Origin of the sequence: Micromonospora eburnea (assembly GCF_900090225.1) — a bacterium.
Classification (GTDB): domain Bacteria; phylum Actinomycetota; class Actinomycetes; order Mycobacteriales; family Micromonosporaceae; genus Micromonospora; species Micromonospora eburnea.
In genome coordinates, this window is sequence record NZ_FMHY01000002.1 from 1,589,824 (window position 1) to 1,614,935 (window position 25,112).

Consider the following 25,112-nt stretch of genomic DNA (forward strand, 5'->3'; position numbering starts at 1 on the left):
CATACATTCGCCGTGATTACTTTCACAGACTTCAATGTCTGGCTACCATCTCCTCCAACATCCGCCGATGGGTGCCCCGGTGGCCACGAGCCCGGGCGTGCCCGGTAGGGAGCCAGACAATGTCCGACGTGTCCGTGTCCCGGCGGCGCGCGCTCCGCGCGCTCGCCATCGCGGCGACCGCCGCGACCCTCTCCGCCGCCGCCTCCACCCCCGCCCTCGCCGCCCCCACCGGCGACGTCCGCTACGCCGCCGCCCCCGACGCCGTCAGCGGCAGCTACCTGGTGGTGCTCAAGAGCGACGCCGTGGGCCCCGCCAACAGCCTCGCCGCCCGCACCGCCGTTCCGGACCGCGCCGCCGGGCTCGCCAAGCGCTACGGCGGCTCGGTCGGCACGGTCTGGAGCGCCGCGCTGACCGGTTACAGCGCGAAGATGAGCGAGGGGCAGGCCCGCCGGCTCGCCGCCGACCCGGCCGTCGCGTACGTCGAACAGGACCGGGTGGTGACCGCCCAGGCCACCCAGACCGGCGCGACCTGGGGGCTGGACCGGATCGACCAGCGCAACCTGCCGCTGAACGGCAGCTACACCTACCCGAACACGGCCTCGAACGTGCGGGCGTACATCATCGACACCGGCATCCGGATCACGCACAGCGACTTCGGTGGCCGGGCGAGCTGGGGCACCAACACCGTGGACAGCAACAACACCGACTGCAACGGCCACGGCACGCACGTCGCCGGCACGGTCGGCGGCAACACCTACGGCGTGGCCAAGGGCGTCCGCCTGATCGCGGTCAAGGTGCTCAACTGCTCCGGCAGCGGCACCACCGCCGGCGTGGTGAACGGCGTCAACTGGGTCACCGCGAACGCGGTCAAGCCGGCCGTGGCCAACATGAGCCTCGGCGGCGGCGCCAGCACCACCCTCGACAACGCGGTGGCCAACTCGATCAGCTCCGGCGTCACGTACGCCATCGCGGGCGGCAACGACAACGCCAACGCCTGCAACTACTCCCCGGCCCGGGTCGCCTCCGCGATCACCGTCGGCGCCACCACCAGCACCGACGCCCGTGCCTCGTACTCCAACTACGGCTCCTGCCTGGACATCTTCGCGCCCGGCTCGTCGATCACGTCGGCCTGGCGGACCAGTGACAGCGCCACCAACACGATCAGCGGCACCTCGATGGCCACGCCGCACGTGGCCGGCGCGGCCGCCCTCGTGCTCGGCGCCAACCCGTCGTACACCCCGGCGCAGGTGGCCAGCTACCTGACCAGCAACGCCACCAGCGGCGTGGTGACCAGCCCCGGCAGCGGCTCGCCGAACCGGCTGCTCTTCGTCGTCAACTGACGACCCACCCCGGACGCGGCCCGGTGGATTCCCCCGTCCACCGGGCCGCGTCGCGTCGTCGCGGGGAGTCGGCGTGGCGGGCGGCGTTCCGAGCGGCAGGATGGGGGCATGACGCTCTCCCTGCCCATCGACCCCGAGGCCAACGCGCTGCTGGCGCGCAGCCCGTTGGCGCTGCTCCTCGGCATGGTGCTCGACCAGCAGGTGCCGATGGAGAAGGCATTTTCCTCGCCGTACGTCCTCGCCCAGCGGCTCGGCCACGAGCCGGACGCCCGGGAACTGGCCGGCTACGACCCGGAGGCCCTGGTCGCGCTCTTCGCCCAGCCGCCGGCCCTGCACCGGTTCCCGAAGGCCATGGCGGCCCGGGTCCAGGAGGTGTGCCGGGTCCTGGTCGAGCGGTACGACGGCGACCCCGCCGGGCTCTGGTCCGACGTCACGGACGGCCGTGAGCTGCTGCGCCGGGTCGGCGAGCTGCCCGGCTTCGGCAAGCAGAAGGCGCAGATCTTCGTCGCCCTGCTCGGCAAGCGGTTCGGCATCGCCCCGGACGGCTGGCGGGAGGCCGCGGGCGGGTACGGCGAGGCCGAGGCGTACCGCTCGGTGGCGGACGTGACCGGTCCGGAGGCGCTACGCCGGGTCCGGGAGTACAAGCAGCGGGTGAAGGCCGAGGCGAAGGCCGCGAAGGGCTGACCCGGCCCGGTCGTCGAGCCGGTCAGGCTGCGGTGGGGCGGGACAGCGCGGCCAGCGCCCGGCGTACGTCGGCGAGGGAGACCGTCGCCGAGTCGTCCAGGTCGGCCAGCCCGGCCTCGATCCACTGCCGCATCAGCGTGGTCACCCCGATGCCGCGCGCGTCGGCGGCGGCCCGTACCCGTTCGTACGTCTCCAGCGGCAGGCGGACCGAGCGGCTGACCATCGGCACGTCGGTGTCGGGGGTGGGCAGCTCGGCCGGCTGTCTCTCGTCGATCAGGTCGGCGAGCGCGTCGTCGCCGTCGTGGAACCGCTTGGTCGCCTCGTTACGGTGCATCGTGACCGCCTCCTCGTCGGCGTGATCTCCGCACCGCCTCGTCGTAACGCTTGGCCTCGACGTTGCTCAGTTCGCGGGCGGAGAGGATGTCCCAGTCGTTGTCGGTGCCGTCGGCCTCGGCCAGCAGCACCGCGAGGCGCCGCCCCCGGTGGTCGGTCGCGTAGACCACCATGACGTCGTCCCCGAGGTGCCGGATGACCCGTCGTGTGCTGTGCAGGGCCTCCCAGACTTCCCCGGGCGTGACGTCGTAGACCCGCAGGTTGGCCAACGCCTCGTCGGTGAAGCTGAACCGGTTGCCCACGGGCGGAGCGTACCACGCACGTAACACGCGGTCGGCTTGCGAGGAATTTCGCCGATCAACGGCTCCGGGTGACAGGATGAGGAGCATCCCCTCGAGGAGGTCCGTGGTGAAGCATCAGGCGTACCAGCCGATCCTGATCACCGACGCCTCGCGCAGCCAGGACGACCAGCTCAACAGCCGGCAGAAGCGCTACGTGCTGATGATGGGCATCCGGGTCGCGTGCCTGGTGGCCGGTGCGATCCTGGTCGGCGCGAAGGCACCCCTGCTCTGGCTCTGGCTGCCGCTGTGCGGCCTCGGGATGGCGCTCATCCCGTGGCTGGCGGTGCTGCTGGCCAATGACCGCCCGCCCAAGGAGCAGCACCGGCTCGCCAACAAGTTCCAGCCCCGCCGTCACGACGACACCCCACCCATGGCCCTCCCCGCCGAGGAGCGCCCCCACAAGGTCATCGACGCCGAGCCCTGACCGCGCCCGCGTCGGTCGGGATCTCGCACCTCGTGCCCCGGCTCGAAGCGGACCCGGCTGGGGCCGTAAGTGCGAGATCGCCGTACGCGGTGGGCGTCAGGGGCGGGCGCCGACGGAGGAGACGGCGAGCGCGCCCAGGTCGCCGGCACGGGACAGGGCCGCCCGGGGGTCCGCGCCCGCCAACCAGGCGGTGAGCAGGCCGGCGGCGAAGGCGTCTCCGGCACCGGTCACGTCCACCACGGGCACCCCGCGGGCGGGTGCCGCCTCGACCACCCCGGTCCGGTCCACCCAGACCGCGCCGGCCGCGCCCCGCTTCACCACCACCCGCCGGGCCACCGCGGTCAGCGCGCGCCCCTGCGCCGCCGGATCCAGCCCGCCCGCCAGCACCGTCGCCTCGTCGGTGTTGACCAGCAGCAGGTCGACGTCGCGTACCCAGGCCAGGAAGTCCGTCGCGCCGACCCGCCGCAGCGGCGCCGCAGAGGCCGCGTCGACGCTGGTGGTCAGCCCGCGCTCGCGGGCGGCGGCCAGCGCCCGCAGTCCCGCGTCGCGCGACCCGGCGTCCAGCAGGGTGTACGCGGACAGGTGCACGTGCCCGGCGTCGGGCGCCGCCGCCAGGGCCCGGTCGACCTGCGCGGCGGTGAGCCGCAGGTTCGCCCCACGCTGGCTGATCATCGTGCGCTCCCCGTCGTGGGTGAGCACGATGACGGTCCCGGTCGGGTAGCCCTCGTGGCGTTCCACCGCGCAGGCCACCCCGACCCGTTCCAGCTCGGCCACCCGGTCACGGCCAGCCTCGTCGTCGCCGATCGCGGCAGCCAACGTGACCTCCGCACCCAGGGCGGCGAGCCAGGCCGCCGTGTTGGCCGCCTGTCCGCCACCGCTGAACCGGATGCCGGCCGCGGTGTCCGAACCGGTCGCCAGCGGGCCCGAGAGCACCGCGACCACGTCGGTGATCACGTCCCCGACGACGGCGATGCGGGACGCTGGGCTCATGCCGCCACCTCGCTGCGCTCGGCGTCGGCATGCCCACCGCGCCGATGATCCGTTCGCTGGCGCTCGCTCATGCCGCTGCGTCGGAGCGCCGGGCCGCGGCGGCGACCGCGATGCGTGCCGCCAGGTCGGCGTTGCGCAGGATGATCCGGATGTTGACCGCCAGGCTGGCACCCTCGGTGGCCGAGTGGAAGTGGGCCAGCAGGAACGGGGTGACCGCCTTCCCGGTCACCCCGTCACGGGCCAGCAGGGCCAGACCGTCGGCGAGGGTGCGGTCGTGCAGCGCCGGGTCGAGCTGCTCGTCGGTCGGGAGCGGGTTCGCCACGATCAGCCCACCGTGGTGCGCGCCCTGCCGCTCCCGGGCCAGGAGCACGTCGGCGACCTGCTCCGGTGACTCGACCGACCAGTCCAGGTCGAATCCGGCGTCGGTCAGGTAGAAGCCGGGGAAGCGGCGGGTGCGGTAGCCGACCACGCTCACCCCCAGGGTCTCCAGCCGTTCCAGGGTGGCACCCACGTCGAGGATGGACTTCACCCCGGCGCAGACCACCGCGATCGGCGTCCGGGCCAGGGTGATCAGGTCGACCGACTCGTCGAAGGTCTGCGCCGCCTCCCGGTGCACCCCGCCGAGGCCGCCGGTGGCGAAGACGCCGATCCCGGCCGCCGCGGCCACCGCGCTGGTGGCGGCCACCGTGGTGGCGCCGTCCGCGCCGGTCGCCGCCGCCACGGCGAGGTCGCGTACGGAGAGCTTGCTCACGCCGTCGACCGTGGCGAGCCGGGTCAGCTGCGCGTCGTCCAGGCCCACGATCAGCTCGCCGGCGACCATGCCGATGGTGGCGGGAACCGCCCCCGCGTCCCGGACCGTCTGCTCGATCCGCCGGGCGACCAGCAGATTGTCCGGCCGGGGGAGGCCGTGCGAGACGATGGTGCTCTCCAGGGCGACGACAGGACGCCCGTCGCGCCGGGCGTCGGCCACCTCGGGGCCGAAACTGATGTGAAAGTTGGTCACTTCCGTTACGGTACGGGCCGCGCTCGGGCCGGCCTGCGGTGGACCGGCCCCGCGGGACCTGCAAAACTGGAAAGTTGGAGGTGTAGACGTGAGCACACAGGTTCTCGAGCGTCCCGAGCTGAAGGACGCCGACACCGGTCCCGAGATGTTCCACTACGTGCGCAAGGACAAGATCGCCGAGAGCGCGGTCATGGGCACGTTCGTCGTCGCGTTGTGCGGGGAGACCTTCCCGGTCACCAAGGCCGCCAAGCCGGGGTCGCCGGTCTGCCCGAAGTGCAAGGAGATCTACGACTCCTGGGAGGAGTGACCGTGGGCGGCCCCGCCGCCCGCCCACGTACCCTTCGCCGGTGACCACCTCCACCGTCCTGCTCGTCGCCGACCTCACCGGTGTCGCGGTCTTCGCCGCCTCCGGCGCCTCCGCGGCGGTGGCCAAGCGGCTCGACCTCTTCGGGGTGGTCTTCGTCGGCGTCGTCGCGGCGCTCGGCGGCGGGATTTTCCGTGACCTGGTCATCGACGAGGTCCCGCCGCTGGCCTTCGCCGACTGGCGGTACGCGGTCACCGCGGCGGCGACCGCTGCCGCCGTGTTCTGGCTGCACCCACAGCTCGCCCGGCTGCGCACCACCGTGCTGCTGCTCGACGCGGCCGGTCTCGGCCTGTTCACCGTCACCGGCACGCTCAAGGCCCTCGACGCCCACGTCCCGGCGGTCGGCGCCTGCATGATCGGCATGCTCACCGCGATCGGCGGCGGCCTGGGCCGGGACCTGCTCACCGGGGAGATTCCGGTGGTGCTGCGCCGGGAGATCTACGCCCTCGCCGCGCTCGCCGGGTCGATCATGGTGGCCCTGCTGTCGGCGTACGGACAGGCGCACGCGGCCGGGCTGATCCTCGCCGCCGCCTTCGTCTTCGTACTGCGGGTGATCTCGCTGCGGCGGCGCTGGTCCGCCCCGGTCGCCACCCTGCGTCCGCCCCGCACCGGCGCCCGCGGCCCAGGGGGCTGAGCCCGACGGCGGGCGTGGACGGCGTGGGCCGGCGGATGTGACCAGCGTGGCGTCGAGTGGGGAGAAGCGGCCCCGCTGGTTATGCTGAGTCGGCCTTCGCGGCACGGATGCGCGAGGGCCTTTTCATGGGCGGCGATACCCGTGGCCCTCGGCCCGGACCCGCCGTCGTGCGGTCGGAGAGGAGCTACGGGTGGCACCGCGGTTGCCGGCGCTCGACACGTTCCCGCCCCTGCGTGCCTGGCAGCGCAAGGCGATGGTGGACTACCTGCGTCGCCGTGCCGAGGACTTCACCGCGGTCGCCACCCCGGGCGCGGGCAAGACCACCTTCGCCCTGCGGATCGCCGCGGAGTTGCTGAACGACGGCACCGTCGAGGCGGTCACCGTGGTCGCCCCGACCGAGCACCTGAAGACCCAGTGGGCGCAGTCCGCCGCCCGGGTCGGCATCCAGCTCGACGCCGCCTTCCGCAACGCGGACCTGCACTCCTCCGCCGACTTCCACGGCGCCGTGATCACGTACGCCCAGGTCGGCATGGCGCCGCAGGTGCACCGGCGGCGCACCATGACCCGGCGCACGCTGGTCATCCTCGACGAGATCCACCACGCGGGTGACTCGCGTACCTGGGGCGACGGGGTCAAGGCGGCCTTCGAGCCCGCGGTACGCCGGCTGATGCTCACCGGTACGCCGTTCCGCTCCGACGACAACCCGATCCCGTTCGTCAGCTACGAGCGGGGCGGGGACGGGCTGCTGCGGTCCCGCGCCGACTCCGTCTACGGCTACTCCGACGCGCTGCGCGACGGCGTGGTCCGCCCGGTGCTCTTCCTGGCGTACTCCGGGGAGACCCGGTGGCGCACCAACGCGGGGGAGGAGTTGGCGGCGCGGCTGGGTGAGCCGATGACCCAGGACCTGATCGCGCAGGCCTGGCGTACCGCCCTGGACCCGGCCGGCGACTGGATGCCGCAGGTGCTGCGGGCCGCCGACGCCCGGCTGACCGTGCTGCGCGACGCGGGCATGCCCGACGCCGGTGGCCTGGTGATCGCCACCGACCAGCAGACCGCCCGCTCGTACGCCAAGCTGATCGAGCAGCTGACCGGCGAGAAGGCGGCGGTGGTGCTCTCCGACGACCAGGGCGCCTCCGCGCGGATCGCGACGTTCGCGGCGTCCGAGCAGCGTTGGCTGGTGGCGGTCCGGATGGTCTCCGAGGGGGTCGACATCCCCCGACTGGCGGTCGGCGTCTACGCGACCAGCGCCAGCACCCCGCTCTACTTCGCCCAGGCGATCGGCCGGTTCGTCCGGGCCCGGCGGCCCGGGGAGACCGCCTCGGTCTTTCTGCCCAGCGTGCCGCACCTGCTCGGGCTGGCCAGCGAGATGGAGGCCGAGCGGGATCACGTGCTCGGCAAGCCGAAGGAGTCCGACGGCTTCGACGACGACCTGCTGGAGCGCGCCCAGCGGGACGACCAGGCCAGCGGCGAGCTGGAGAAGCGGTTCGCCGCGCTCTCCGCGACCGCCGAACTGGACCAGGTGATCTTCGACGGGGCGTCCTTCGGCACCGCCGCCCAGGCCGGTACGCCGGAGGAGGAGGAATACCTCGGCCTCCCGGGGCTGCTCACCGCCGACCAGGTCTCGTTGCTGCTCACCAAGCGGCAGGCCGAGCAGCTCGCCGCGCAGAAGCGTAGGGCCGCCCAGCGGGCCGCTGAGCCGGCCGCTGCGGCCCCGGCGACGGTCTCCCCACCGATGAGTGCCGCACAGCGCCGGGTGGCGCTCCGGCGGCAACTGAACGCTCTGGTGGCCGCCCAGCACCACCGGACCGGGCAGCCGCACGGCAAGATCCACGCCGAGCTGCGCCGGATCTGCGGCGGTCCGCCGAGCGCCCAGGCCACCATCGAGCAGCTCGAGGAACGCATCGCCACCGTCCAAACCCTCTAGCCCCACCCGCCCCCCGTGGCCCGGCCGCCGCAGTCCGAGGTGCCCCTGATCACTACTCCATGGCGGCGCCCTGATCGACTCCATGTGCGGCACGTGGCGGTGTCGGTGGGTGCCGGAGACCGCCCTTTGCGGTGCGTGGAGTGGATCAAGGGTCAAGCGGGCGGTGTGTCGGGGAGTGGGCGGTGGTGGTGCGAAAAGGCCGGCCGGAGGCACCTCTCGGTTGCCTCCGGCCGGCTCTATGTCGGGTTACGGACTCAGTTCGCCATCAGATCGGCGCCACGCCAGCTGAACTCCGGGTCCGTCGCGTACCGCACGGTGATCTTCACGAGATCCTCCGCGTACTTGTTCGCGTGGTGTCCACAGAACACCAGCTCGCTCCCACCCGCCAGAGTGATCCGGAGCTTGCCGGCAGCATTGCAGCGGTCGCACCGTTCATCGGCGGCCGGGGGGCTCACCGTCTCGGGCGGCGGCGTGAGGGTCGCGGTCATCGCCTTCCTCCTCTGGTCGTCACCGATGAACACTCTCTTCGGTCGTTGCTCACCTATCGTGCAACACCCTGCTCGGGCCCTGCCTTCCCTGTGTGCCCGCGGGGGACCGAGGTCACACCTGGCGTCGAGACAGTGTGCCGTGCACCAAGGGTGCCACGTCAACGATCACAAACTGGCAACCGACCGAGCACCATATGAGTGTTCTACGGTTGGTGATCGAACCGACACGACTGGTTGACGTGCGCGGTCAGTCCAGGTAGTCGCGGAGCACCTGGGAACGCGAGGGATGCCGCAACTTGGACATGGTCTTGGATTCGATCTGTCGGATGCGCTCCCGGGTCACGCCGTACACCTGGCCGATCTCGTCCAGGGTGCGGGGCTGGCCGTCGGTGAGGCCGAAGCGGAGGCGTACCACGCCCGCCTCGCGCTCGGAGAGCGTCTGCAGGACCTGCTGGAGCTGATCCTGCAGCAGCGAGAACGAGACCGCGTCGACCGCGACCACGGCCTCCGAGTCCTCGATGAAGTCACCGAGCTGGCTGTCACCCTCGTCACCGATGGTCTGGTCGAGCGAGATGGGCTCCCGGGCGTACTGCTGGATCTCCAGCACCTTCTCCGGTGTGATGTCCATCTCCTTGGCCAGCTCCTCCGGGGTGGGCTCGCGGCCCAGGTCCTGGAGCAGCTCGCGCTGGATCCGGCCGAGCTTGTTGATCACCTCGACCATGTGCACCGGGATGCGGATGGTGCGGGCCTGGTCGGCCATGGCGCGGGTGATGGCCTGGCGGATCCACCAGGTGGCGTAGGTGGAGAACTTGTAGCCCTTGGTGTAATCGAACTTCTCGACCGCGCGGATCAGGCCGAGGTTGCCCTCCTGGATCAGGTCGAGGAAGGCCATGCCCCGACCGGTGTAGCGCTTGGCCAGCGAGACGACCAGTCGCAGGTTCGCCTCGAGGAGGTGGTTCTTGGCCCGCTCGCCGTCCCGGGAGATCCAGAGCAGGTCGCGCTGCATGTCGCGGGTGAGCTTCTCCTCGCCCTCCTCGGCGGCGCGCAGCCGCTCGGCGGCGTAGAGGCCGGCCTCGATCCGCTTGGCGAGCTCGACCTCCTGCTCCGCGTTGAGCAGCGGCACCTTGCCGATCTGCTTCAGGTAGGCCCGGACGGAGTCGGCGGAGGCGGTCAGCTCGGCGTCACGGCGCGCCTGCTTGAGCGCCTCGGACTCCTCGTCGTCCCACTCGAAGTCGTTGTCGTTGGCCGAGTTGGCCGCGTCGGCCTCGGCGGCCTGGGCCAGCTCGGCCGGCTCGTCGACCACCACGTCCTCGATCTCGGCGGCCAGCTCCTCCGGGTCGATCTCACCCTCGGGGCCCTCGCCCTTGGAAGCGGCCTTGGCCGGCTTCGCCCCGGCGGCCTTCGCGGCCACCGTCGCCTTGGTGGCCCGGGTCGCCTTGGTGGCCTTCGCCGGAGCGGCGGCCTTCGCGGCCACCTCGGCGGTGGTGCCGGCGGCCTTACGCGCGGTCGCCTTCCGCGGGGCGGGGGCGGTGGCCTCCTCGGCGGCCGGCGCCTGCTTCGGGGCGGGCGCGGCGGCCTTCTTGGTGGTCTTGGCGGTGGTGGCCCGGGAGGCCGGCGTGGCGGACCGGGCGGCGGCCACCCGGCGGCGGGTACTGGCGGAGCCGTCCACGACCACCGTCACCCCCGCCTCGGAGAGCGCACGCAGGATCTTCTTGGCCTGGGCCGGGGTCACCTCAGCGGACTCGACGGTGCGCGCGAGCTGGGCCGACGTGAGCTGGCCGCCAGCGCTCTGCGCGTGGGCGATCAGGGTGTCGGTGAGCGAGCGAACGTCGGCGCCGGTCTGGCGGGGATCTGTCACGAAGACCTTCCGGAGGCGAAGAGCGAGCACGGCCGGGTCGTCCGGCGCAGCACGGAACGCCGTGCCGGGCGAGTCGTTGAGGAACCCTCGTGTCCCGGGCCGGCCGGTCGCGGGCGGTCCGTGGCGCGTGGGCAGGGTGAATTGTAACGCCGTCTGCGGCGAACATCCCCCGCCGCACGGCGTAACGGCGGTGTGGACCACCGATTCGACGCAGATGTGGACTTTGTAAGGATGATACTCGCGCTCGGCCGGCCGGTACCGGTCGTGCGGGAAGGGGACGAACATGATCCGCTCGGCGCCCACTCCGCCGGAACTGCTGGAGATCGCCGTCACGGTGGCCCGCGACGCCGCCGCCACCGCGTACCGCATGCGGGCCGAGGGGGTGTCCGTCGCCGCGACCAAGAGCACCGCCACCGACGTGGTCACCGCCGCGGACCGGGCCGTCGAACGGCAGGTGCTGGACGCCCTGCGGAAGCTCCGGCCGGACGACGCGGTGCTCGGCGAGGAGTACGGCCCGGGGGAGACCGGCCCGGCCGCCGACGGCGGGGTGCGCTGGATCGTCGACCCGATCGACGGCACGGTCAACTACCTCTACGGGCTGCCGTACTGCGCGGTCTCCCTCGCCGCCGAGGTGGCCGGCGAGGTGGTGGCCGGGGTGGTGCGCAACATCGTCACCGGGGAGGAGTGGACCGCCACCGCGGGCGGCGGTGCCTGGCGGGACGGGGAGCGGCTGCGCTGCTCCACCGAGACCGACCTGGGGCAGGCGCTGGTGGCCACCGGGTTCGGCTACGCCGCCGGCCGCCGGGCGCACCAGGCCCGGGTGGTCGCCGAGCTGATCCCGCACGTCCGGGACATCCGTCGGATGGGTGCCGCCGCGCTGGACCTCTGCCTCGCCGCGGAGGGGCGGCTGGACGCCTACTACGAGAAGGGGCTGGCCGCCTGGGATCTGGCCGCCGGTGGGCTGGTGGCGCGCGAGGCCGGGCTGTTGGTGACCGGCCTGGCGGGTCGGCCGGCCGGCCCGGACCTGGTGATCGCCGTGCCGCCGGCGCTCTTCGAACCGCTGCACACCCGGCTGGCCGCCCTGGACGCCTCCGGCGGGCCCTGACCCGGCGGTGCCGGGCCGGCCGGGAGGTGCCCCGACTCGCGGGGCGACACCTGGCCGGCCCGGGGCGGGCTACTTGTCGCTGGGTGCCGGGCAGGTGCCGGCCGGAGCCACCGGGGAGCCGAGGTCGCCGAGGGACTGGTTGACCTCGGTGGTGGTGGCCAACTGCTGGAAACTGTTGCCCAGGACCACGTCGACCGCGTCGTCCTTGCGGTTGATGTCGAACTGCCGCTCGGCATTGTCGAGGAAGTACGCGCGCAGCAGGTGCGCGCCGCCGACGCCCTTGGGGCCGAAGCGCAGCACCGCGACGCCGTCGAAACCGCTCGTCGCGTTGCCCACCTTCGCGACCTGGAACTTGCGGTTGCGGAAGTCGTCGGCCACGCTGCCGGCCCGACCGGGCTCGTCGGTGGCGTTGTAGACGTTGATCTTGACTTCCTTCGGCTCGTGCAGCGCGACGTCGGCCAGGGGCCAGCCCTTGGGGCAGCCCTTCCCCGTGCCCGCGTTGCTCTGGGTGTCGCGGACGATCGCGACGACCACGAAGACCAGGGCGAGGACCGCCAGCAGACCGACGACAACGAGTGCCCGCACTCGCGCAAAACTCATCTGGGCGCTCCCGCACAGTGGTTGGGTGGCGGCGGCCGCTGGCGGTCGGGCCGCCCCGCCGGCCGTCGAGTACGCCGCTGAGGTTAACGGTTGTCCGGCCGTCGCGTGGAAACAGTCCGACATGCCGGCGCGCCACCGGAGGAACGGGTACTACTACCCCTATCTTCGTGTCGCCTGAGTCACATTGGGAACAACTTCGGGGGCGGGGGCGTACATCTCTGCCACGAGGACGGTATACATTGCCTCGCCCAAAGGGGGGTAAGGTTCCGTGCTCGCGGGAAGTTCCTGTCCGGGCGGGACTCGGCCCACCGGTCGTGGGGTCGGGTGACCGACACAAATGGTGGCCGGCCAGTGGAACCGAAGCACGTCCTCCGGCGTTACAACCGGAAGCGACCATATCGATATGGGAGAGTGAAACCGATGGCCACCGACTACGACGCCCCGCGTCGCGACGAGGTCGACCTCGGCGAGGACAGCCTGGAAGAGCTCAAGGCCCGGCGGGTCGACTCACAGTCGGGTGCCGTGGATGTCGACGAGGCCGAGGTCGCCGAGAGTTTTGAGCTGCCTGGTGCCGACCTGGCCGACGAGGAGCTCACGGTCAAGGTGCTACCGATGCAGCAGGACGAGTTCCGGTGCGCTCGCTGCTTCCTGGTTCACCACCGCAGCCAGCTGGCGGTCGAGCGTAACGGCGAGCTGATCTGCCGCGAGTGCGCCTGATCGAGATCCGTGTCACCAGCGGCGGCCTCCGTGACGGGGCCGCCGCTGATCGAGTCACCGTGCACACCTGGCGATGAGCTGCTTGACTCGTACTGGCGGCTGCCGCGCCGGGTGAGTACGGGAGGGCGGGCACGTGAGCGAGCGAAGCATCCGGCTCAGTAGCGTGGCGTCTCGCGCTCGGGAGCGGAGCGAGGCGGCGGCGTGAGCGGGCGCGGGCCCGGTGGACCGGGCGCCGAGGGGCCGACCGACGGCGGCGACGTCGAGCGGGCGGCTCCGGCCGGCCCGGACGGTGAGGCGGACCAGCTCGGCGAGACCGTCGCGGCGCTGACCGCCGACGACATCGCTCCGGGCCGGCGTCGGCAGTTGCTCGCCCGGGTGGCCGGCCAGGCCCGGTCCCGTGGCCTCACCGACCTGTTCAAGCCGAAGGCCGCGCTCCGCTGGATGACGGAGACCATCGCCGAGGTCGCCCCGCACGTGCCGGTCCGCGACCTGGCCACGCTCCGGCGGCACTTCCCCGGTCTGAACGACGACGAGTTGGCCGAGCGCCTGATCCGCAACGCCGCCCGGGCCACCGCCGGCGTCGGCGCGGCCGGCGGTGGCGTCGCCGCGGTCGAGTGGACGGTCGCCCCGACGCTGCTCTCCGCGCCCGTGCTGCTGGCCGCCGAGACGATCGCCGTGGTCGCGATCGAGCTGAAACTGGTCGGGGAGCTGTACGAGGTCCACCGGGTGCCGATGCCCACCCGTGGCAGCGAGCGCGCCGTGACCCTGGTGCAGTCCTGGGCCGGCCAGCGGGGGGTCAAACCGATGATGCCGGGGGTCGGGGTGAGCGCCGTGCTCGGCACCGCCGCCCGGCGGGAGCTGCGCGACCGCCTGCTACGCCGGTTCGGCCGGAACCTGACCACCCTCGGGCCGTTCCTGACCGGAGCCGCCGTCGCCGGCTACCTCAACCGCCGGGCCACCCGGACCCTCGCCGACCAGCTCCGCAAGGACCTGCGCCGCCAGGCCCGGGCGCTGCCACCCGCCTGGCCCTGACCCGGCTCAGCCGGCGTCGCGGGCGGCGAGGATCGCCGCGGCGAGCTCCCCCGGGCGGCGCGTGCTCACCACCCAGAACGGGGTCGGATCAGCCGGGTCGTCGAGCACCACCTGCACCGCGCCGCCGATCCACGGGCGCTGCACCACGAAGGCGAGCGGATCGGAGCCGACGCCGAGCACCTCGCGCCGGCCGGCGGTGTCCAGCGGGACCGCGTCAGCCACGTGGCGCACCGGGAGGCGGGCGTCGTCCACCCGCAGCTCCCCGTCGTGGACCGCGACCCGGATCCGGCCCAGCCAGGCCAGCACGACCACCGCCGCCGGGATCAGCAGCACGAACGGCAGCCAGGACCGCAGCCCGGAGGCGCCCATCCAGAGTTCGGCGGCGAGCAGCCCGGCGGCGGCGAGCCCGGCCGGCCAGGCCCACCAGGGCAGCCGGAGCCGCTCCGCGTACTCCGGCGGGACGGCCACCGGCGACGCCGGGGCGGACGAGGACGACGACTGGCGCACAGTCCGAGGGTACGGCGCACGACGGGCCGGGCAACCGGCAGGATGGCAGGGTCACCCCCACAAGGACCGGACGGAAGAGGAAGAGCGTGACAGACGTCGTACCCGTGCCCGTACGGCAGCTCGACCCGGAGCTGCCGCTGCCGGCGTACGCCCATCCCGGCGACGCCGGCGCGGACCTGGTGGCCGCCGCGGACGTGGAGCTGCCGCCGGGCGGCCGGGCCCTGGTGCCGACCGGAGTGGCCATCGCGCTGCCGGAGGGGTACGTCGGTCTGGTGCATCCCCGATCGGGGCTGGCGGCCAGGCTCGGCGTGACGGTGCTCAACGCGCCCGGTACGGTCGACGCCGGCTACCGAGGTGAGATCCTGGTCAACCTGATCAATCATGATCGGGAGACGCCGGCGAAGATCAGCCGGGGCGACCGGATCGCGCAGCTCGTCGTCCAGCGGGTCGCGCGGGCCGAGTTCCGGCCGGTGGCCGAGCTGCCCGCGTCCCGGCGCGGGACCGGCGGCCACGGGTCGACCGGCGGACACGCCGGGCTGGTCCCGGCACCGGCGGACGGGCACACGGAAGAGGTGGCAGGGTGAGTGCGAACAGCGGAGGGTGGGCGCAGTGATCTTCTCCCGAAAGCGGGCCGACGAGGCGCGGCACGCGCGTGACGAGCGGACCACCGAGGTCCTCGACACCGAGGAGACCGGGGATCCGACCCCACCGGCGCGTGGCCCGTACGACGTCTCCGAGGCGCCCGACGAGCCCCGGCTCGACCTGGGCAGCCTCCAGATCCCGGCGGTGCCCGAGGTCGAGGTGCGGGTGCAGGCCGACCCGCAGGGCGTGATCCAGCAGGTCGTGCTGGTGCACGGCGAGAGCGCGTTGCAGCTCGGCGTCTTCGCGGCACCCCGCTCCGAGGGCATCTGGGACGAGGTGCGCGAGGAGATCCGGCAGTCGCTGTTCAACGACGGCGCCGCCGCCCAGGAGGTCGAGGGGGAGTACGGCACCGAGCTGCGCGCCCGGGTCCGCACCCCGGACGGCCTGACCGACCTGCGTTTCGTCGGCGTCGACGGCCCGCGCTGGATGGTGCGCGGGGTCTACCAGGGTGGCGCGGCCACCGACCCCGCCGCGGCCGGCCCGCTGGCGCTGTGCCTCAGCGGCCTGGTGGTCGACCGGGGGCAGGAGGCCAAGCCGGTCCGTGAGCCGCTGCCGCTGCGGCTGCCCCGCGAGGTGGCCGAGCAGCAGGCCGCCGAGCAGCAGGCCGCCGGGCAGCCGCCGGCACCCGGCCAGCGCGAGGCCTGAGCCCCGTACCCACACCGGGCCCGGCCCCGTCGGCATCTCGACGGGGCCGGGCCCGTGTCGCGGTACGCGGGTGAGGCACTCCGCACTTACGCCGGGTCCGCGAGCGGGGCGGTTCGGCGTACGCTGGCGGGACGGTTCCGGCATCCCGGGGCCGGGCGGCGCCGGCGCGGGCCGGCCAGCGTGGAGAGGGTGACGCGGAGGTCATGACGACCGACGAGAGCCGGCTGTCGCTGCGGCGTCTCCTGCATCGGCTCACCGCGAGCGAGGCCGAGATCGAGGCGCAGGAGCTGCGCCGGGAGAGCGCCGAGTCGGGTGGCACGCCGGCCCACCAGTGCGCACGGGGCCAGGTGGTCTCGGTCACCGGGCGGCTGCGCACGGTGGTCTACACGCCCCGGACCAACCTGCCCACCCTGGAGGCGGACCTCTACGACGGCAGCGACGTGGTCACCCTGGTCTGGCTGGGCCGGCGGCACATCGCCGGCATCGAGCCGGGCCGGCACCTCACCGCCCGTGGCCGGGTGGCCGTCCGGGACGACCGCAAGGTGATCTACAACCCGTACTACGAGCTGGAGTCGCCGAAGTGACCACCGGACAGCACCCGACCGCCGAGCCGGAGCTCGGCCCGGAGGACGAGGAGCGGCTGCCCAGCCTCGCCGAGCAGATGGCCGACCAGCTCGGCGGCTGGCGGGGCCTGGTCGAGTCGAGCATCCCCGTGGTGGTCTTCGTGATCGCCAACGTGGTGGGCGAGCTGCGCCCCGCGGTGATCGCCTCGGTGGCCGTGGCGCTGCTGATCGCCGGGCTGCGACTGGCCCAGCGTCGGCCGGTCCGGCACGCGGTCAACGGCCTGTTCGGCATCGCCATCGGCGCCGCCATCGCCTGGCGTACCGGCAACGAGCGGGACTTCTATCTCCCCGGCATCCTCTACGGCATCGGCTACGGCCTGGCCCTGCTGCTGTCGGCCGCGGTGCGGCAGCCGCTGGTGGGCTGGATCTGGTCGGTGCTGGTGGCCAAGGGCAAGTCGGAGTGGCGGGACGATCCGCGGCTGGTACGCACCTTCACCCAGCTCACCGTGCTCTGGGGCGTGGTCTGGCTGGCCAAGGTGGGCGTGCAGGCCGGGCTCTACCTGGCCCACCAGGACACCGCGCTGGGCGTGGCCCGGCTCGCCCTGGGTTACCCGCCGTACGCGCTGCTGCTGTTGATCACCATCTGGACGGTGCGCCGGGTGACCCGGGAGACCGCGCCGACCCCGTTGCCGGGGGCCTGAACAGCCCCCGGGCGCACCGGTTCGGGCGGATGGGCGCTCAGCCCTGGTCGTTGCCGCGCTCCACGCTGGCCGGACCGAGGATCACCGCCCGGACGTCGTCCTCCACGGCCGCCGTGCACACGAAGATCAACTCATCGCCGGCCTCGATCGGGTCGTCCGGGCTGGGCACCAGCACCCGCTTGCCGCGCAGGATCGCCACCAGCGCCGCGTCCCGGGGAAGCGGCACCGCGTGGATCGGCTGGCCCACGTACGGCGCGCTGGGCGGCAGGGTGATCTCGACCAGGTTCGCCTCGCCCTGCCGGAAGGTCATCAGCCGGACCAGGTCGCCGACCGTGACGGCCTCCTCGACCAGGGCGGCCATCACCCGCGGCTTGCTCACCGCGACGTCAACGCCCCACTGCTCGGTGAACAGCCACTCGTTCTCCGCCCGGTTGACCCGGGCGACCACCCGGGGCACCGCGAACTCGGTCTTGGCCAGCAGTGACACCACCAGGTTGACCTTGTCGTCGCCGGTGGCGGCCACCACCACGTCGCAGCCGGCGATGTTGGCCTCCTCCAGGCTGGCCAGCTCGCACGCGTCGGCGAGCACCCACTCGGCCGCCGGCACCCGGTCCGGGCGGAGCATCTTGGGTTGCCGCTCGATCAGCATCACCTGGTGCCCGTTGTCGATCAGCTCCTGGGCGATGGACCGGCCCACGTTGCCCGCGCCGGCGATGGCGATGCGCATGGCTCAGTGCCCTCCTTCCGGCGGCGCCGCCGCCACCGACGTGGCCGGACCGATGATGTCGTCGGTCACCAGCATGAAGACCTGGTCACCCTCCTGCACCACACTGGAGGCGGTGGGCAGGGTGCCGATCCCGAACCGGGTCAGGTACGCCACCCGGGCCCCGGTGGACTCCTCGAGCTGTCGCAGCGGCCGGCCGATCCAATCCTTGTGCACCGGCACCTCGATGATCGACACGGTGCTGGTCGGGTCCCGGAAGATCTCGACGTTGCCCTCGGGCACCAGGTGCCGCAGCATCCGGTCGGCCGTCCACCGGACCGTGGCCACGGTGGGGATGCCGAGCCGCTCGTAGACCTGGGCGCGGCGCTGGTCGTAGATGCGGGCGGCCACCCGGGAGACGCCGAAGGTCTCCCGCGCCAGCCGGGCCGAGATGATGTTGGAGTTGTCGCCGCTGGAGACCGCCGCGAAGGCGTCCGCGCGCTCGATGCCGGCCTGGCGCAGCACCTCGCCGTCGAAGCCCGCGCCGGTCACGGTGATGCCGGCGAAGTCCGGTCCGAGGCGGCGGAACGCGTCGGCGTCCTGGTCGATCACCGCGACCGAGTGGCCGCGGGACTCCAGGCTGTGGGCGAGGGTCGACCCGACCCGGCCGCATCCCATGATCACGACATGCACGGCGTCTGCTCCTCCCACGGTGCGCCCCGGTGGGCCCGTCGACTGCGAGCCTGCCACGTCCCCTCGACAGGCGGGGGATCGACCGTACCGCGTGGGTGATCAGCCACCCCCACCACGGCCGCCGGGTGGTCGTACTCTTGGCGGTTGTGGCCAGACCCACCTCGCTGCTGAAGCGACTCCTCGTCGGTCGACCGTTCCGGTCCGACCGGCTCCAGCACACCCTGCTGCCGAAACGGATCGCCCTGCCGGTCTTCGCCTCGGACGCGTTGTCCAGCGTCGCGTACGCGCCGGACGAGATCCTGCTGACGCTCTCCATCGCGGGCGCGTCGGCGTACGTCTTCTCGCCGTGGATCGCGCTCGCGGTCGTGGTGGTGATGCTCACCGTGGTGGCGAGCTACCGGCAGAACGTGCACGCCTACCCCTCGGGCGGCGGCGACTACGAGGTGGCGACGGTCAACCTGGGGCCGCGCGCCGGCCTGGCGGTGGCCAGCGCGCTGCTGGTCGACTACGTGCTCACCGTCGCGGTCTCGATCTCCTCCGGGGTGGCCAACCTCGGCTCCGTGCTTCCCTTCGTGGCCACCCACAAGGTGCTCATCGCGGTCATCGCGGTGACCCTGCTCACCGCGATGAACCTGCGCGGCCTGCGTGAGTCCGGCACGGCGTTCGCCATCCCGACCTACGGCTTCGTGATCGTGGTCGGCGGCATGCTGCTCACCGGCCTGGTCCGCATCTTCATCCTCGGTCACGACCTGCGCGCGCCCAGCGCCGGCCTGGAGATCCAGGCCGAGCACAGCGTCACCGGTTTCGCGCTGGTCTTCCTGCTGCTGCGGACCTTCTCCTCGGGCAGCGCCGCGCTCACCGGGGTGGAGGCGATCTCCAACGGGGTGCCGGCGTTCAAGGCGCCGAAGAGTCGCAACGCGGCCACCACGCTGCTGCTGCTCGGCCTGATCGCGGTGAGCATGCTGTTCGGCATCATCTGGCTGGCCCGGCTGACCCGCCTCCAGTTCGTCGAGTCCGCCAGCCAGATCATCTCCGGGCCGGACGGGTACGTGCAGAAGACCGTCACCACCCAGCTCGGCGAGGCCGTGTTCGGCCGCGGGTCGGTGCTGCTCTACGTGGTCGCCGGGATGACCGCGCTGATCCTGTTCCTGGCCGCCAACACCGCCTTCAACGGTTTCCCGGTGCTCGGCTCGATCCTGGCCCAGGACCGCTACCTGCCCCGCCAGCTGCACACCCGGGGCGACCGGCTGGCGTTCTCCAACGGCATCGTGTTCCTCGCCGTCTTCGCGGCTGTGCTGATCATCGGTTTCCAGGCCGAGGTGACCCGGCTCATCCAGCTCTACATCGTCGGCGTGTTCGTCTCGTTCACGCTCTCCCAGGCCGGCATGATCCGGCACTGGAACCGGCACCTGCGCCGCGAGCGGGACCCGGAGGCGCGCCGCCGGATGGTGCGCGCCCGGGCGATCAACGGCTTCGGCATGGTGCTGACCGGCACCGTCCTGATCATCGTGCTGGTCACCAAGTTCCTGCTCGGCGCCTGGATCGCGATCGCCGCGATGGCGGTGATCTATCTGCTGATGCTGGCCATCCGCCGGCACTACGACGGGGTCGCCGCCGAACTGGAGCCGACCGAGGCCCGCGGCATCCTGCCCGCCCGCAACCACGCCATCGTGCTGGTCAGCAAGCTGCACCAGCCGACGCTGCGGGCCATCGCGTACGCCCGGGCCACCCGGCCGGACACGCTGACCGCGGTGACGGTGAACGTCGACGAGAAGGACACCCGGGATCTACAGGCCGACTGGGAGCGGCGCGAGCTGCCCGTGCCGTTGACCGTGGTCGACTCCCCGTACCGGGAGATCACCCGGCCGATCCTGAACTACGTCGCCTCGGTCCGCCGCGAGTCGCCCCGCGACGTGGTCACCGTCTTCATCCCCGAGTACGTGGTGGGCCGCTGGTGGGAGAACCTGTTGCACAATCAGAGCGCGCTGCGGCTGAAGGGGCGGTTGCTCTTCGAGCCGGGCGTGATGGTGACCAGCGTGCCCTGGCAGCTCGCCTCCACGGCCAGCAAGAACCTGGACCGGCTGGACGCCACCCTCAGCCGCGGCCCGAAGCGGGGGCCCCGGGTGGCCCCGCGCAGCACGCTGCCGCCCGCCGTTCCGCCGGTGGTCTCCGCCCCGGCGCCGGAGAGCGGCCCGAGCACGGAGGAGCGCGAGTGACCGGCGGAGCTGCCGAGCGCGCCGTGACCGCCAGGGCCGCCGGGAGCGGCGCGTCCACCGAGGTGGCCGGGATCGGTGGCCGGCGTGGGCTGGAGGAGGCCGAGCGGGTCGAGCTGACCGTGGACGCGGTCGCGCCGGGCGGGCACTGTGTGGCCCGGGTGGACGGCCAGGTGGTCTTCGTCCGGCACGCGCTGCCCGGCGAGCGGGTGGTGGCCGAGGTGACCGAGCTGCACCGGGGCTTCGCCCGAGCCGACGCCGTGGAGATTCTCGTCGCCTCGCCGGACCGGGTCGAGCCACCCTGCCCGTACGCGAAGCCGGGCCGCTGCGGCGGCTGCGACCTCCAGCACGTCGCGCCCGAGGCCCAGCTCGACTGGAAGACCGCCGTGGTGCGCGAGCAGCTCACCCGGCTCGGCGGCCTCACCGACGGGCAGGTCGACGCGCTCGACGTCCGGGTGGCGGCACTGCCCGGCGGGCCGCTCGGCTGGCGCTCCCGGGTCCGCTACGCGGTCGACGGGGCCGGCCGGGCCGGGCTGCTCAAGCACCGCTCGCACGAGGTGGTGCCGGTCGACCGCTGCCGGATCGCCCACCCGGCCATCCAGGAGCTGCCGGTGCTGGCGGCCGGCGGGGCCCGCTGGCCGGACGCCGACGCGGTGGAGACGGTCGCCTCGACCGGCGGAGACGTGACCGTCACGGCGTTCGCCGCGGGGTCGCCCACCCCGGTCAGCGGTCCGGACCCGGTCCGCGAGGTGGCCGCCGGCCGGGAGTGGCGGCTCCCCGCGTCCGGCTTCTGGCAGGTCCACCCGGCCGCGGCGGACACCCTGGTCGGCGCGGTCCTCGACCTGCTCGACCCGCGCCCCGGCGAGACCGCCTGGGACCTGTACGGCGGCGCCGGGCTCTTCGCCGCGGCCCTCGCCGGCCGGGTCGGCGACGCCCGGGTCACCCTGGTCGAGTCCGCCGGGCAGGGGGTGGCCGCGGCCCGGGAGAACCTGGCCGACCTGCACCCCGTGGAGGTGGTCGCCGCCCGGGTGGAGACCGCGCTGGCCCGCCGCCGGGTCACCGGCCCGGTCGACCTGGTGGTCCTCGACCCGCCCCGCTCCGGGGCCGGCGCGCCGGTGGTGCGGCACATCGCCGCCGCCGGCCCGCGCGCGGTGGCGTACGTGGCCTGCGACCCGGCCGCCTTCGCCCGGGACGTACGCGCCTTCACCGGGCTGGGTTGGCGGCTGGCCGCGCTGCGTGGCTTCGACCTGTTCCCGATGACCCAGCACGTCGAGTTGGTCGGCCTCCTGCTGCCCGCCGCCTGAACCCGGTGGCGGGTGTTAACAGGGGACCCTTCCTCTACCTCAAGCGTTAACAGGGGCCCTTCCTTGCGAATCGTCGGGTTGATGTCGGGGACGTCGTACGACGGGGTGGACGTGGCGGTGGCCGAGTTCACCCGGGACGGGGAGACGCTGCTGCTGCGCCCGTTGGGGCACCGTGGCCTGGACTACCCCGACGACCTGCGCGCCGAGATCTCCGCGCTGCTGCCGCCCGGGGCCACCACGATCGAGGCGGTCTGCTGGCTCGACAACCGGCTCGGGGAGGTCTTCGCCGAGGCGGCGGCGATCGGGGTCGAGCTGGCCGGGGGCCGGGTCGACGCGGTGGTCTCGCCGGGGCAGACCGTCTTCCACTGGGTCGAGGCGGGGCGGGCCCGGGGCACCCTGCAACTCGGCGCGCCGGCCCGGGTGGCCGCCCGGGTGGGCGTACCGGTGCTGCACGACCTGCGGTCGGCGGACGTGGTGGCCGGCGGTCAGGGCGCGCCGCTGGTGCCGGCCTTCGACGCGCTGCTGCTCGACCCGGCCGACCCCGCGCCGCCCGCGGCGCTCGACCTGGACGGCCGCGCGCCGCGGGCGGCGCTCAACCTCGGCGGGATCGCCAACCTCACCGTGGTCGCCCCCGGCGCCCCCGTCCTCGGGTACGACGTGGGCCCGGCCAACGCGCTGCTCGACGCGGCGGCCCGGCGTTTCCTCGACCGGCCCTGTGACCTCGACGGGGCCCGTGCGGCGGCCGGCCGGGTGCACCCGCGCCTGCTGGAGCTGCTGCTCGCCGAGCCGTACTACGCCGCGCCGCCGCCCAAGTCCACGGGCAAGGAGCTGTTCCACGGCGGCTACCTGGACGGGAAGCTGGCCGCGCTGGGTGAGCCGGTGGCCGCCGACGACGTGCTCGCCACGCTGACCGAGCTGACCGCCCGGACGGTCGCCGCCGAGTGCGACCGGTTCGGGGTGACCGAGGTGGTCGCGGCGGGCGGGGGCGTGCGCAACCGGACCCTGCGCGCCCGGCTGGCCGCGCTCGGGCAGGGGCGGTGGCGGCTGCGGACCACCGACGAGCTGGGGGTGCCGGCGCAGGCCAAGGAGGCGTACGCGTTCGCCCTGCTCGGCTGGCTCTCCTGGCACGGGCTGCCCGGGGCGATCCCGTCGGTGACCGGGGCGTCCCGGGCCGCCGTGCTGGGCTCCTGGACCCCGTCCGGCCCGGCGTACGCGGCCGTGCCACCGGCCCCGCCGCGCCGGCTGGTCGTCACCGCGTGACCCGGCGCTCACCCCGGCCGAGATCCATGGTCGGGCTGCGGGCCGGTGGGCGGCCGATAGACTCTTCGTTCATGAGTGTTGAAGAGGACACGGCCAACCACGGTCGGCTGCTCGGCACCGTCCGGGGCCCGCAGGACGTGAAGCGGATGACCGCCGAGCAGCTGGACATCCTCGCCTCCGAGATCCGTGACTTCCTGATCGCCAAGGTCTCCCGCACCGGCGGGCACATCGGCCCCAACCTCGGGGTGGTGGAGCTGACCCTGGCCATGCACCGGGTCTTCGACTCGCCGCGGGACCGGCTCCTGTTCGACACCGGCCACCAGGCCTACGTACACAAGATCATCACCGGCCGGCAGGAGGGTTTCGACAAGCTCCGCCAGCGTGGTGGCCTCTCCGGCTACCCCAGCCAGGCGGAGAGCGAGCACGACCTGATCGAGAACTCGCACGCCTCCACCGCCCTGTCGTACGCGGACGGGCTGGCCAAGGCGTACGCGCTGCGCGCCGAGAAGCGCTGCGTGGTCGCCATGGTCGGCGACGGCGCGCTGACCGGTGGCATGTGCTGGGAGGCGCTGAACAACATCGCCGCCGCCGGCAACCCGCTGGTCATCGTGGTCAACGACAACGGCCGGTCGTACGCGCCGACCATCGGCGGCCTCGCCGACCACCTCTCCTCGCTGCGGCTCAACCCCGGCTACGAGCGGGTGCTCGACACCGTCAAGGACGCCCTCGGCTCGACCCCGCTGGTCGGCAGGCCGATGTACGAGGTGTTGCACGCGGTCAAGAAGGGCATCAAGGACGCGGTCGCGCCGCAGGCCATGTTCGAGGACCTCGGCATCAAGTACGTCGGCCCGGTCGACGGCCACGACGTGGCCGCGGTCGAGTCGGCGCTGCGCGCCGCGAAGAACTTCGGCGGCCCGGTGATCGTGCACGCGGTCACCCGCAAGGGCTACGGCTACCGCCCGGCCGAGGAGGACGAGGCGGACTGCTTCCACGGCCCTGGGGCGTTCGACATCCAGACCGGCAAGCTCGTCGCCGCCCCCTCGGTGAAGTGGACCCACGTCTTCGCCGACGAGCTGGTCGCGATCGCCGACGAGCGGCCCGACGTGGTCGGCATCACCGCCGCGATGGCCGAGCCGACCGGGATCGCCAAGCTGGCCCGCAAGTACCCGAAGCGGGTGTACGACGTGGGCATCGCCGAGCAGCACGCCGCCACCTCGGCGGCCGGCCTCGCCATGGGCGGGCTGCACCCGGTGGTGGCCGTCTACGCCACCTTCCTCAACCGCGCCTTCGACCAGGTGCTGCTGGACGTGGCGATGCACAAGCTGCCGGTCACCTTCGTGCTGGACCGGGCCGGCATCACCGGCCCGGACGGGCCGAGCCACTACGGCATCTGGGACATGTCCGTCTTCGGCGTGGTGCCGGGCCTGCGGATCGCCGCCCCCCGCGACTCGGCCACCCTGCGCGAGGAGCTGCGCGAGGCGGTCGCCGTGGAGGACGGCCCGACCGTCCTCCGCTTCCCGACCGGCACCGTCGCCGGTGACCTCCCGGCCGTCCGCCGGGTCGGCCCGGTCGACGTGCTGGCCGAGTCGGCGCGTACCGACGTGCTGCTGGTCGCGGTGGGCTCCTTCGCCGGCCTCGGCATGGAGGTGGCCGCCCGGGTCGCCGAGCAGGGCTACGGCGTCACCGTGGTCGACCCGCGCTGGGTCCGCCCGATCCCGGCCGAGCTGGTCCAGCTGGCCGCCGGGCACCGCCTCGTCGTCACCGTCGAGGACGGGGTGCGGATCGGCGGCGTCGGAGACGCGCTCGGCCAGGCCATGCGGGACGCCGACGTCCGGGTGCCGCTGAAGGACCTGGGCGTGCCGGCCGACTGGCACCCGCACGGCACCCGGGCGCAGATCCTGGCCGACCTCGGCCTGACCGCGCAGGACGTGGCCCGCGACGTCACCGGCTGGATCTCCGGCCTGGACGCCGACTCCGTCGAGCCGCCCGCCGACCGGGCCGCCGCCAAGAACTGACGACGTACGCCGAACGGGCGGCCCGGCCT

The 25,112-nt window shown here is 73.3% G+C and carries 27 protein-coding genes; 17 read left to right on the plus strand and 10 right to left on the minus strand.

Translation table 11 applies throughout. The annotated features are described in order from the left end of the window. Nucleotides 1–119 precede the first annotated feature (119 nt). Together GA0070604_RS07530 and GA0070604_RS07535 are read left to right on the plus strand one after the other, a co-directional pair. Nucleotides 120–1,340 (plus strand): S8 family peptidase, encoded by a 1,221-nt coding sequence (locus GA0070604_RS07530; protein ID WP_091116402.1) that lies wholly within the window; start codon nucleotides 120–122, stop codon nucleotides 1,338–1,340. A gap of 108 nt (nucleotides 1,341–1,448) precedes the next feature. After that, entirely contained in the window at nucleotides 1,449–2,024 is a 576-nt protein-coding gene (locus GA0070604_RS07535) for an HhH-GPD-type base excision DNA repair protein (RefSeq protein WP_091116406.1), read from the plus strand. Between the two features lie 22 nt (nucleotides 2,025–2,046). On the opposite strand, the gene GA0070604_RS07540 is transcribed toward GA0070604_RS07535, so the two are convergent. Further along, nucleotides 2,047–2,358: a hypothetical protein gene (locus GA0070604_RS07540; protein WP_091116409.1), complete on the minus strand. Its 312-nt coding sequence runs from the start codon at nucleotides 2,356–2,358 to the stop codon at nucleotides 2,047–2,049. Next, complete coding sequence (locus GA0070604_RS07545; protein WP_244161780.1) at nucleotides 2,348–2,659, minus strand: hypothetical protein; 312 nt, start codon at nucleotides 2,657–2,659, stop codon at nucleotides 2,348–2,350. The genes GA0070604_RS07540 and GA0070604_RS07545 overlap by 11 nt, the downstream gene beginning before the upstream one ends. A 106-nt stretch (nucleotides 2,660–2,765) precedes the next feature. On the opposite strand from GA0070604_RS07545, the gene GA0070604_RS07550 reads away from it, so the two are divergent. Continuing rightward, nucleotides 2,766–3,122, plus strand: coding sequence for a DUF3099 domain-containing protein (locus tag GA0070604_RS07550; RefSeq protein WP_091116415.1), 357 nt, complete (start codon nucleotides 2,766–2,768; stop codon nucleotides 3,120–3,122). A gap of 96 nt (nucleotides 3,123–3,218) precedes the next feature. On the opposite strand, the gene GA0070604_RS07555 is transcribed toward GA0070604_RS07550, so the two are convergent. Both GA0070604_RS07555 and GA0070604_RS07560 read right to left on the minus strand, forming a co-directional pair. Further along, nucleotides 3,219–4,112, minus strand: a complete 894-nt coding sequence (locus tag GA0070604_RS07555) for a carbohydrate kinase family protein (protein ID WP_091116419.1) — start codon at nucleotides 4,110–4,112, stop codon at nucleotides 3,219–3,221. Between the two features lie 67 nt (nucleotides 4,113–4,179). Beyond that, nucleotides 4,180–5,115: a pseudouridine-5'-phosphate glycosidase gene (locus GA0070604_RS07560; RefSeq protein ID WP_091116422.1), complete on the minus strand. Its 936-nt coding sequence runs from the start codon at nucleotides 5,113–5,115 to the stop codon at nucleotides 4,180–4,182. 88 nt (nucleotides 5,116–5,203) lie between these two features. On the opposite strand from GA0070604_RS07560, the gene GA0070604_RS07565 reads away from it, so the two are divergent. The 3 genes from GA0070604_RS07565 to GA0070604_RS07575 all read left to right on the plus strand — a co-directional run bounded on the left by GA0070604_RS07565 (nucleotide 5,204) and on the right by GA0070604_RS07575 (nucleotide 8,037). Next, nucleotides 5,204–5,422 carry a DUF3039 domain-containing protein gene (locus GA0070604_RS07565; RefSeq protein ID WP_091116426.1) on the plus strand — a complete coding sequence of 73 codons (219 nt, stop codon included), beginning with the start codon at nucleotides 5,204–5,206 and terminating at the stop codon, nucleotides 5,420–5,422. A 40-nt stretch (nucleotides 5,423–5,462) separates the two neighbouring features. Further along, nucleotides 5,463–6,113 carry a trimeric intracellular cation channel family protein gene (locus tag GA0070604_RS07570; protein ID WP_091116429.1) on the plus strand — a complete coding sequence of 217 codons (651 nt, stop codon included), beginning with the start codon at nucleotides 5,463–5,465 and terminating at the stop codon, nucleotides 6,111–6,113. A 190-nt stretch (nucleotides 6,114–6,303) separates the two neighbouring features. Beyond that, complete coding sequence (locus GA0070604_RS07575) at nucleotides 6,304–8,037, plus strand: DEAD/DEAH box helicase (protein WP_091116433.1); 1,734 nt, start codon at nucleotides 6,304–6,306, stop codon at nucleotides 8,035–8,037. Between the two features lie 254 nt (nucleotides 8,038–8,291). Here the strand turns inward: GA0070604_RS07575 and GA0070604_RS07580 are convergent, their stop codons facing one another. Both GA0070604_RS07580 and GA0070604_RS07585 read right to left on the minus strand, forming a co-directional pair. Then, entirely contained in the window at nucleotides 8,292–8,525 is a 234-nt protein-coding gene (locus GA0070604_RS07580) for a DUF7455 domain-containing protein (protein WP_091126956.1), read from the minus strand. 247 nt (nucleotides 8,526–8,772) lie between these two features. Then, a complete protein-coding gene (locus tag GA0070604_RS07585) occupies nucleotides 8,773–10,383 on the minus strand; it encodes an RNA polymerase sigma factor (RefSeq protein WP_091126957.1) in 1,611 nt (536 codons plus the stop codon). 283 nt (nucleotides 10,384–10,666) lie between these two features. Between GA0070604_RS07585 and GA0070604_RS07590 the strand changes: the two genes are divergently transcribed. Further along, nucleotides 10,667–11,488, plus strand: a complete 822-nt coding sequence (locus tag GA0070604_RS07590; protein WP_091116436.1) for an inositol monophosphatase family protein — start codon at nucleotides 10,667–10,669, stop codon at nucleotides 11,486–11,488. Nucleotides 11,489–11,557: 69 nt separating this feature from the next. Here GA0070604_RS07590 and GA0070604_RS07595 read toward each other — a convergent pair whose 3' ends face one another. Then, the gene (locus GA0070604_RS07595) at nucleotides 11,558–12,073 is read right to left on the minus strand and encodes a LytR C-terminal domain-containing protein (RefSeq protein ID WP_208602236.1); all 516 of its coding nucleotides are present in this window, start codon (nucleotides 12,071–12,073) and stop codon (nucleotides 11,558–11,560) included. Nucleotides 12,074–12,508: 435 nt separating this feature from the next. Here GA0070604_RS07595 and GA0070604_RS07600 point away from each other — a divergent pair, with 435 nt between their 5' ends. Both GA0070604_RS07600 and GA0070604_RS07605 read left to right on the plus strand, forming a co-directional pair. Further along, nucleotides 12,509–12,805, plus strand: coding sequence for a DUF4193 domain-containing protein (locus tag GA0070604_RS07600; RefSeq protein ID WP_073835372.1), 297 nt, complete (start codon nucleotides 12,509–12,511; stop codon nucleotides 12,803–12,805). 201 nt (nucleotides 12,806–13,006) lie between these two features. Next, nucleotides 13,007–13,837 (plus strand): hypothetical protein, encoded by an 831-nt coding sequence (locus GA0070604_RS07605; RefSeq protein ID WP_091116443.1) that lies wholly within the window; start codon nucleotides 13,007–13,009, stop codon nucleotides 13,835–13,837. A gap of 6 nt (nucleotides 13,838–13,843) precedes the next feature. Here the strand turns inward: GA0070604_RS07605 and GA0070604_RS07610 are convergent, their stop codons facing one another. Next, complete coding sequence (locus GA0070604_RS07610; protein ID WP_091116446.1) at nucleotides 13,844–14,344, minus strand: DUF3093 domain-containing protein; 501 nt, start codon at nucleotides 14,342–14,344, stop codon at nucleotides 13,844–13,846. 86 nt (nucleotides 14,345–14,430) lie between these two features. Between GA0070604_RS07610 and dut the strand changes: the two genes are divergently transcribed. From dut to GA0070604_RS07630, 4 genes are all read left to right on the plus strand, one after another. Beyond that, nucleotides 14,431–14,928, plus strand: coding sequence for a dUTP diphosphatase (dut, locus tag GA0070604_RS07615; protein ID WP_091116449.1), 498 nt, complete (start codon nucleotides 14,431–14,433; stop codon nucleotides 14,926–14,928). A gap of 25 nt (nucleotides 14,929–14,953) precedes the next feature. Continuing rightward, on the plus strand, nucleotides 14,954–15,631 hold the full coding sequence (locus GA0070604_RS07620; protein ID WP_091116452.1) for a DUF3710 domain-containing protein: 678 nt from the start codon (nucleotides 14,954–14,956) through the stop codon (nucleotides 15,629–15,631). 203 nt (nucleotides 15,632–15,834) lie between these two features. Continuing rightward, on the plus strand, nucleotides 15,835–16,215 hold the full coding sequence (locus tag GA0070604_RS07625) for an OB-fold nucleic acid binding domain-containing protein (RefSeq protein ID WP_091116455.1): 381 nt from the start codon (nucleotides 15,835–15,837) through the stop codon (nucleotides 16,213–16,215). Continuing rightward, entirely contained in the window at nucleotides 16,212–16,895 is a 684-nt protein-coding gene (locus GA0070604_RS07630) for a DUF3159 domain-containing protein (protein WP_091116458.1), read from the plus strand. The genes GA0070604_RS07625 and GA0070604_RS07630 overlap by 4 nt, the downstream gene beginning before the upstream one ends. A gap of 37 nt (nucleotides 16,896–16,932) precedes the next feature. Here GA0070604_RS07630 and GA0070604_RS07635 read toward each other — a convergent pair whose 3' ends face one another. Together GA0070604_RS07635 and GA0070604_RS07640 are read right to left on the minus strand one after the other, a co-directional pair. Continuing rightward, the gene (locus GA0070604_RS07635; protein ID WP_091116463.1) at nucleotides 16,933–17,622 is read right to left on the minus strand and encodes a potassium channel family protein; all 690 of its coding nucleotides are present in this window, start codon (nucleotides 17,620–17,622) and stop codon (nucleotides 16,933–16,935) included. A gap of 3 nt (nucleotides 17,623–17,625) precedes the next feature. Continuing rightward, complete coding sequence (locus tag GA0070604_RS07640; protein WP_091116466.1) at nucleotides 17,626–18,291, minus strand: potassium channel family protein; 666 nt, start codon at nucleotides 18,289–18,291, stop codon at nucleotides 17,626–17,628. Nucleotides 18,292–18,437: 146 nt separating this feature from the next. On the opposite strand from GA0070604_RS07640, the gene GA0070604_RS07645 reads away from it, so the two are divergent. From GA0070604_RS07645 to dxs, 4 genes are all read left to right on the plus strand, one after another. Continuing rightward, the gene (locus tag GA0070604_RS07645) at nucleotides 18,438–20,507 is read left to right on the plus strand and encodes an APC family permease (RefSeq protein ID WP_091126958.1); all 2,070 of its coding nucleotides are present in this window, start codon (nucleotides 18,438–18,440) and stop codon (nucleotides 20,505–20,507) included. Between the two features lie 71 nt (nucleotides 20,508–20,578). After that, nucleotides 20,579–21,808, plus strand: coding sequence for a class I SAM-dependent RNA methyltransferase (locus GA0070604_RS07650; RefSeq protein ID WP_091126959.1), 1,230 nt, complete (start codon nucleotides 20,579–20,581; stop codon nucleotides 21,806–21,808). 12 nt (nucleotides 21,809–21,820) lie between these two features. After that, nucleotides 21,821–23,068 (plus strand): anhydro-N-acetylmuramic acid kinase, encoded by a 1,248-nt coding sequence (locus tag GA0070604_RS07655; protein WP_279615671.1) that lies wholly within the window; start codon nucleotides 21,821–21,823, stop codon nucleotides 23,066–23,068. Nucleotides 23,069–23,139: 71 nt separating this feature from the next. Continuing rightward, complete coding sequence (gene dxs, locus GA0070604_RS07660) at nucleotides 23,140–25,083, plus strand: 1-deoxy-D-xylulose-5-phosphate synthase (RefSeq protein WP_091116473.1); 1,944 nt, start codon at nucleotides 23,140–23,142, stop codon at nucleotides 25,081–25,083. The last annotated feature ends 29 nt before the right edge of the window (nucleotides 25,084–25,112 follow it).

Bases quoted from the DNA above. Each gene is read 5' to 3' on its own strand.
- GA0070604_RS07635 (WP_091116463.1), bottom strand. From the start codon at position 17,622: ATGCGCATCGCCATCGCCGGCGCGGGCAACGTGGGCCGGTCCATCGCC.
- GA0070604_RS07530 (WP_091116402.1), top strand. From the start codon at position 120: ATGTCCGACGTGTCCGTGTCCCGGCGGCGCGCGCTCCGCGCGCTCGCC.
- GA0070604_RS07540 (WP_091116409.1), bottom strand. From the start codon at position 2,358: ATGCACCGTAACGAGGCGACCAAGCGGTTCCACGACGGCGACGACGCG.
- GA0070604_RS07600 (WP_073835372.1), top strand. From the start codon at position 12,509: ATGGCCACCGACTACGACGCCCCGCGTCGCGACGAGGTCGACCTCGGC.
- GA0070604_RS07625 (WP_091116455.1), top strand. From the start codon at position 15,835: ATGACGACCGACGAGAGCCGGCTGTCGCTGCGGCGTCTCCTGCATCGG.
- GA0070604_RS07535 (WP_091116406.1), top strand. From the start codon at position 1,449: ATGACGCTCTCCCTGCCCATCGACCCCGAGGCCAACGCGCTGCTGGCG.
- GA0070604_RS07555 (WP_091116419.1), bottom strand. From the start codon at position 4,112: ATGAGCCCAGCGTCCCGCATCGCCGTCGTCGGGGACGTGATCACCGAC.
- GA0070604_RS07580 (WP_091126956.1), bottom strand. From the start codon at position 8,525: ATGACCGCGACCCTCACGCCGCCGCCCGAGACGGTGAGCCCCCCGGCC.
- dxs (WP_091116473.1), top strand. From the start codon at position 23,140: ATGAGTGTTGAAGAGGACACGGCCAACCACGGTCGGCTGCTCGGCACC.
- GA0070604_RS07590 (WP_091116436.1), top strand. From the start codon at position 10,667: ATGATCCGCTCGGCGCCCACTCCGCCGGAACTGCTGGAGATCGCCGTC.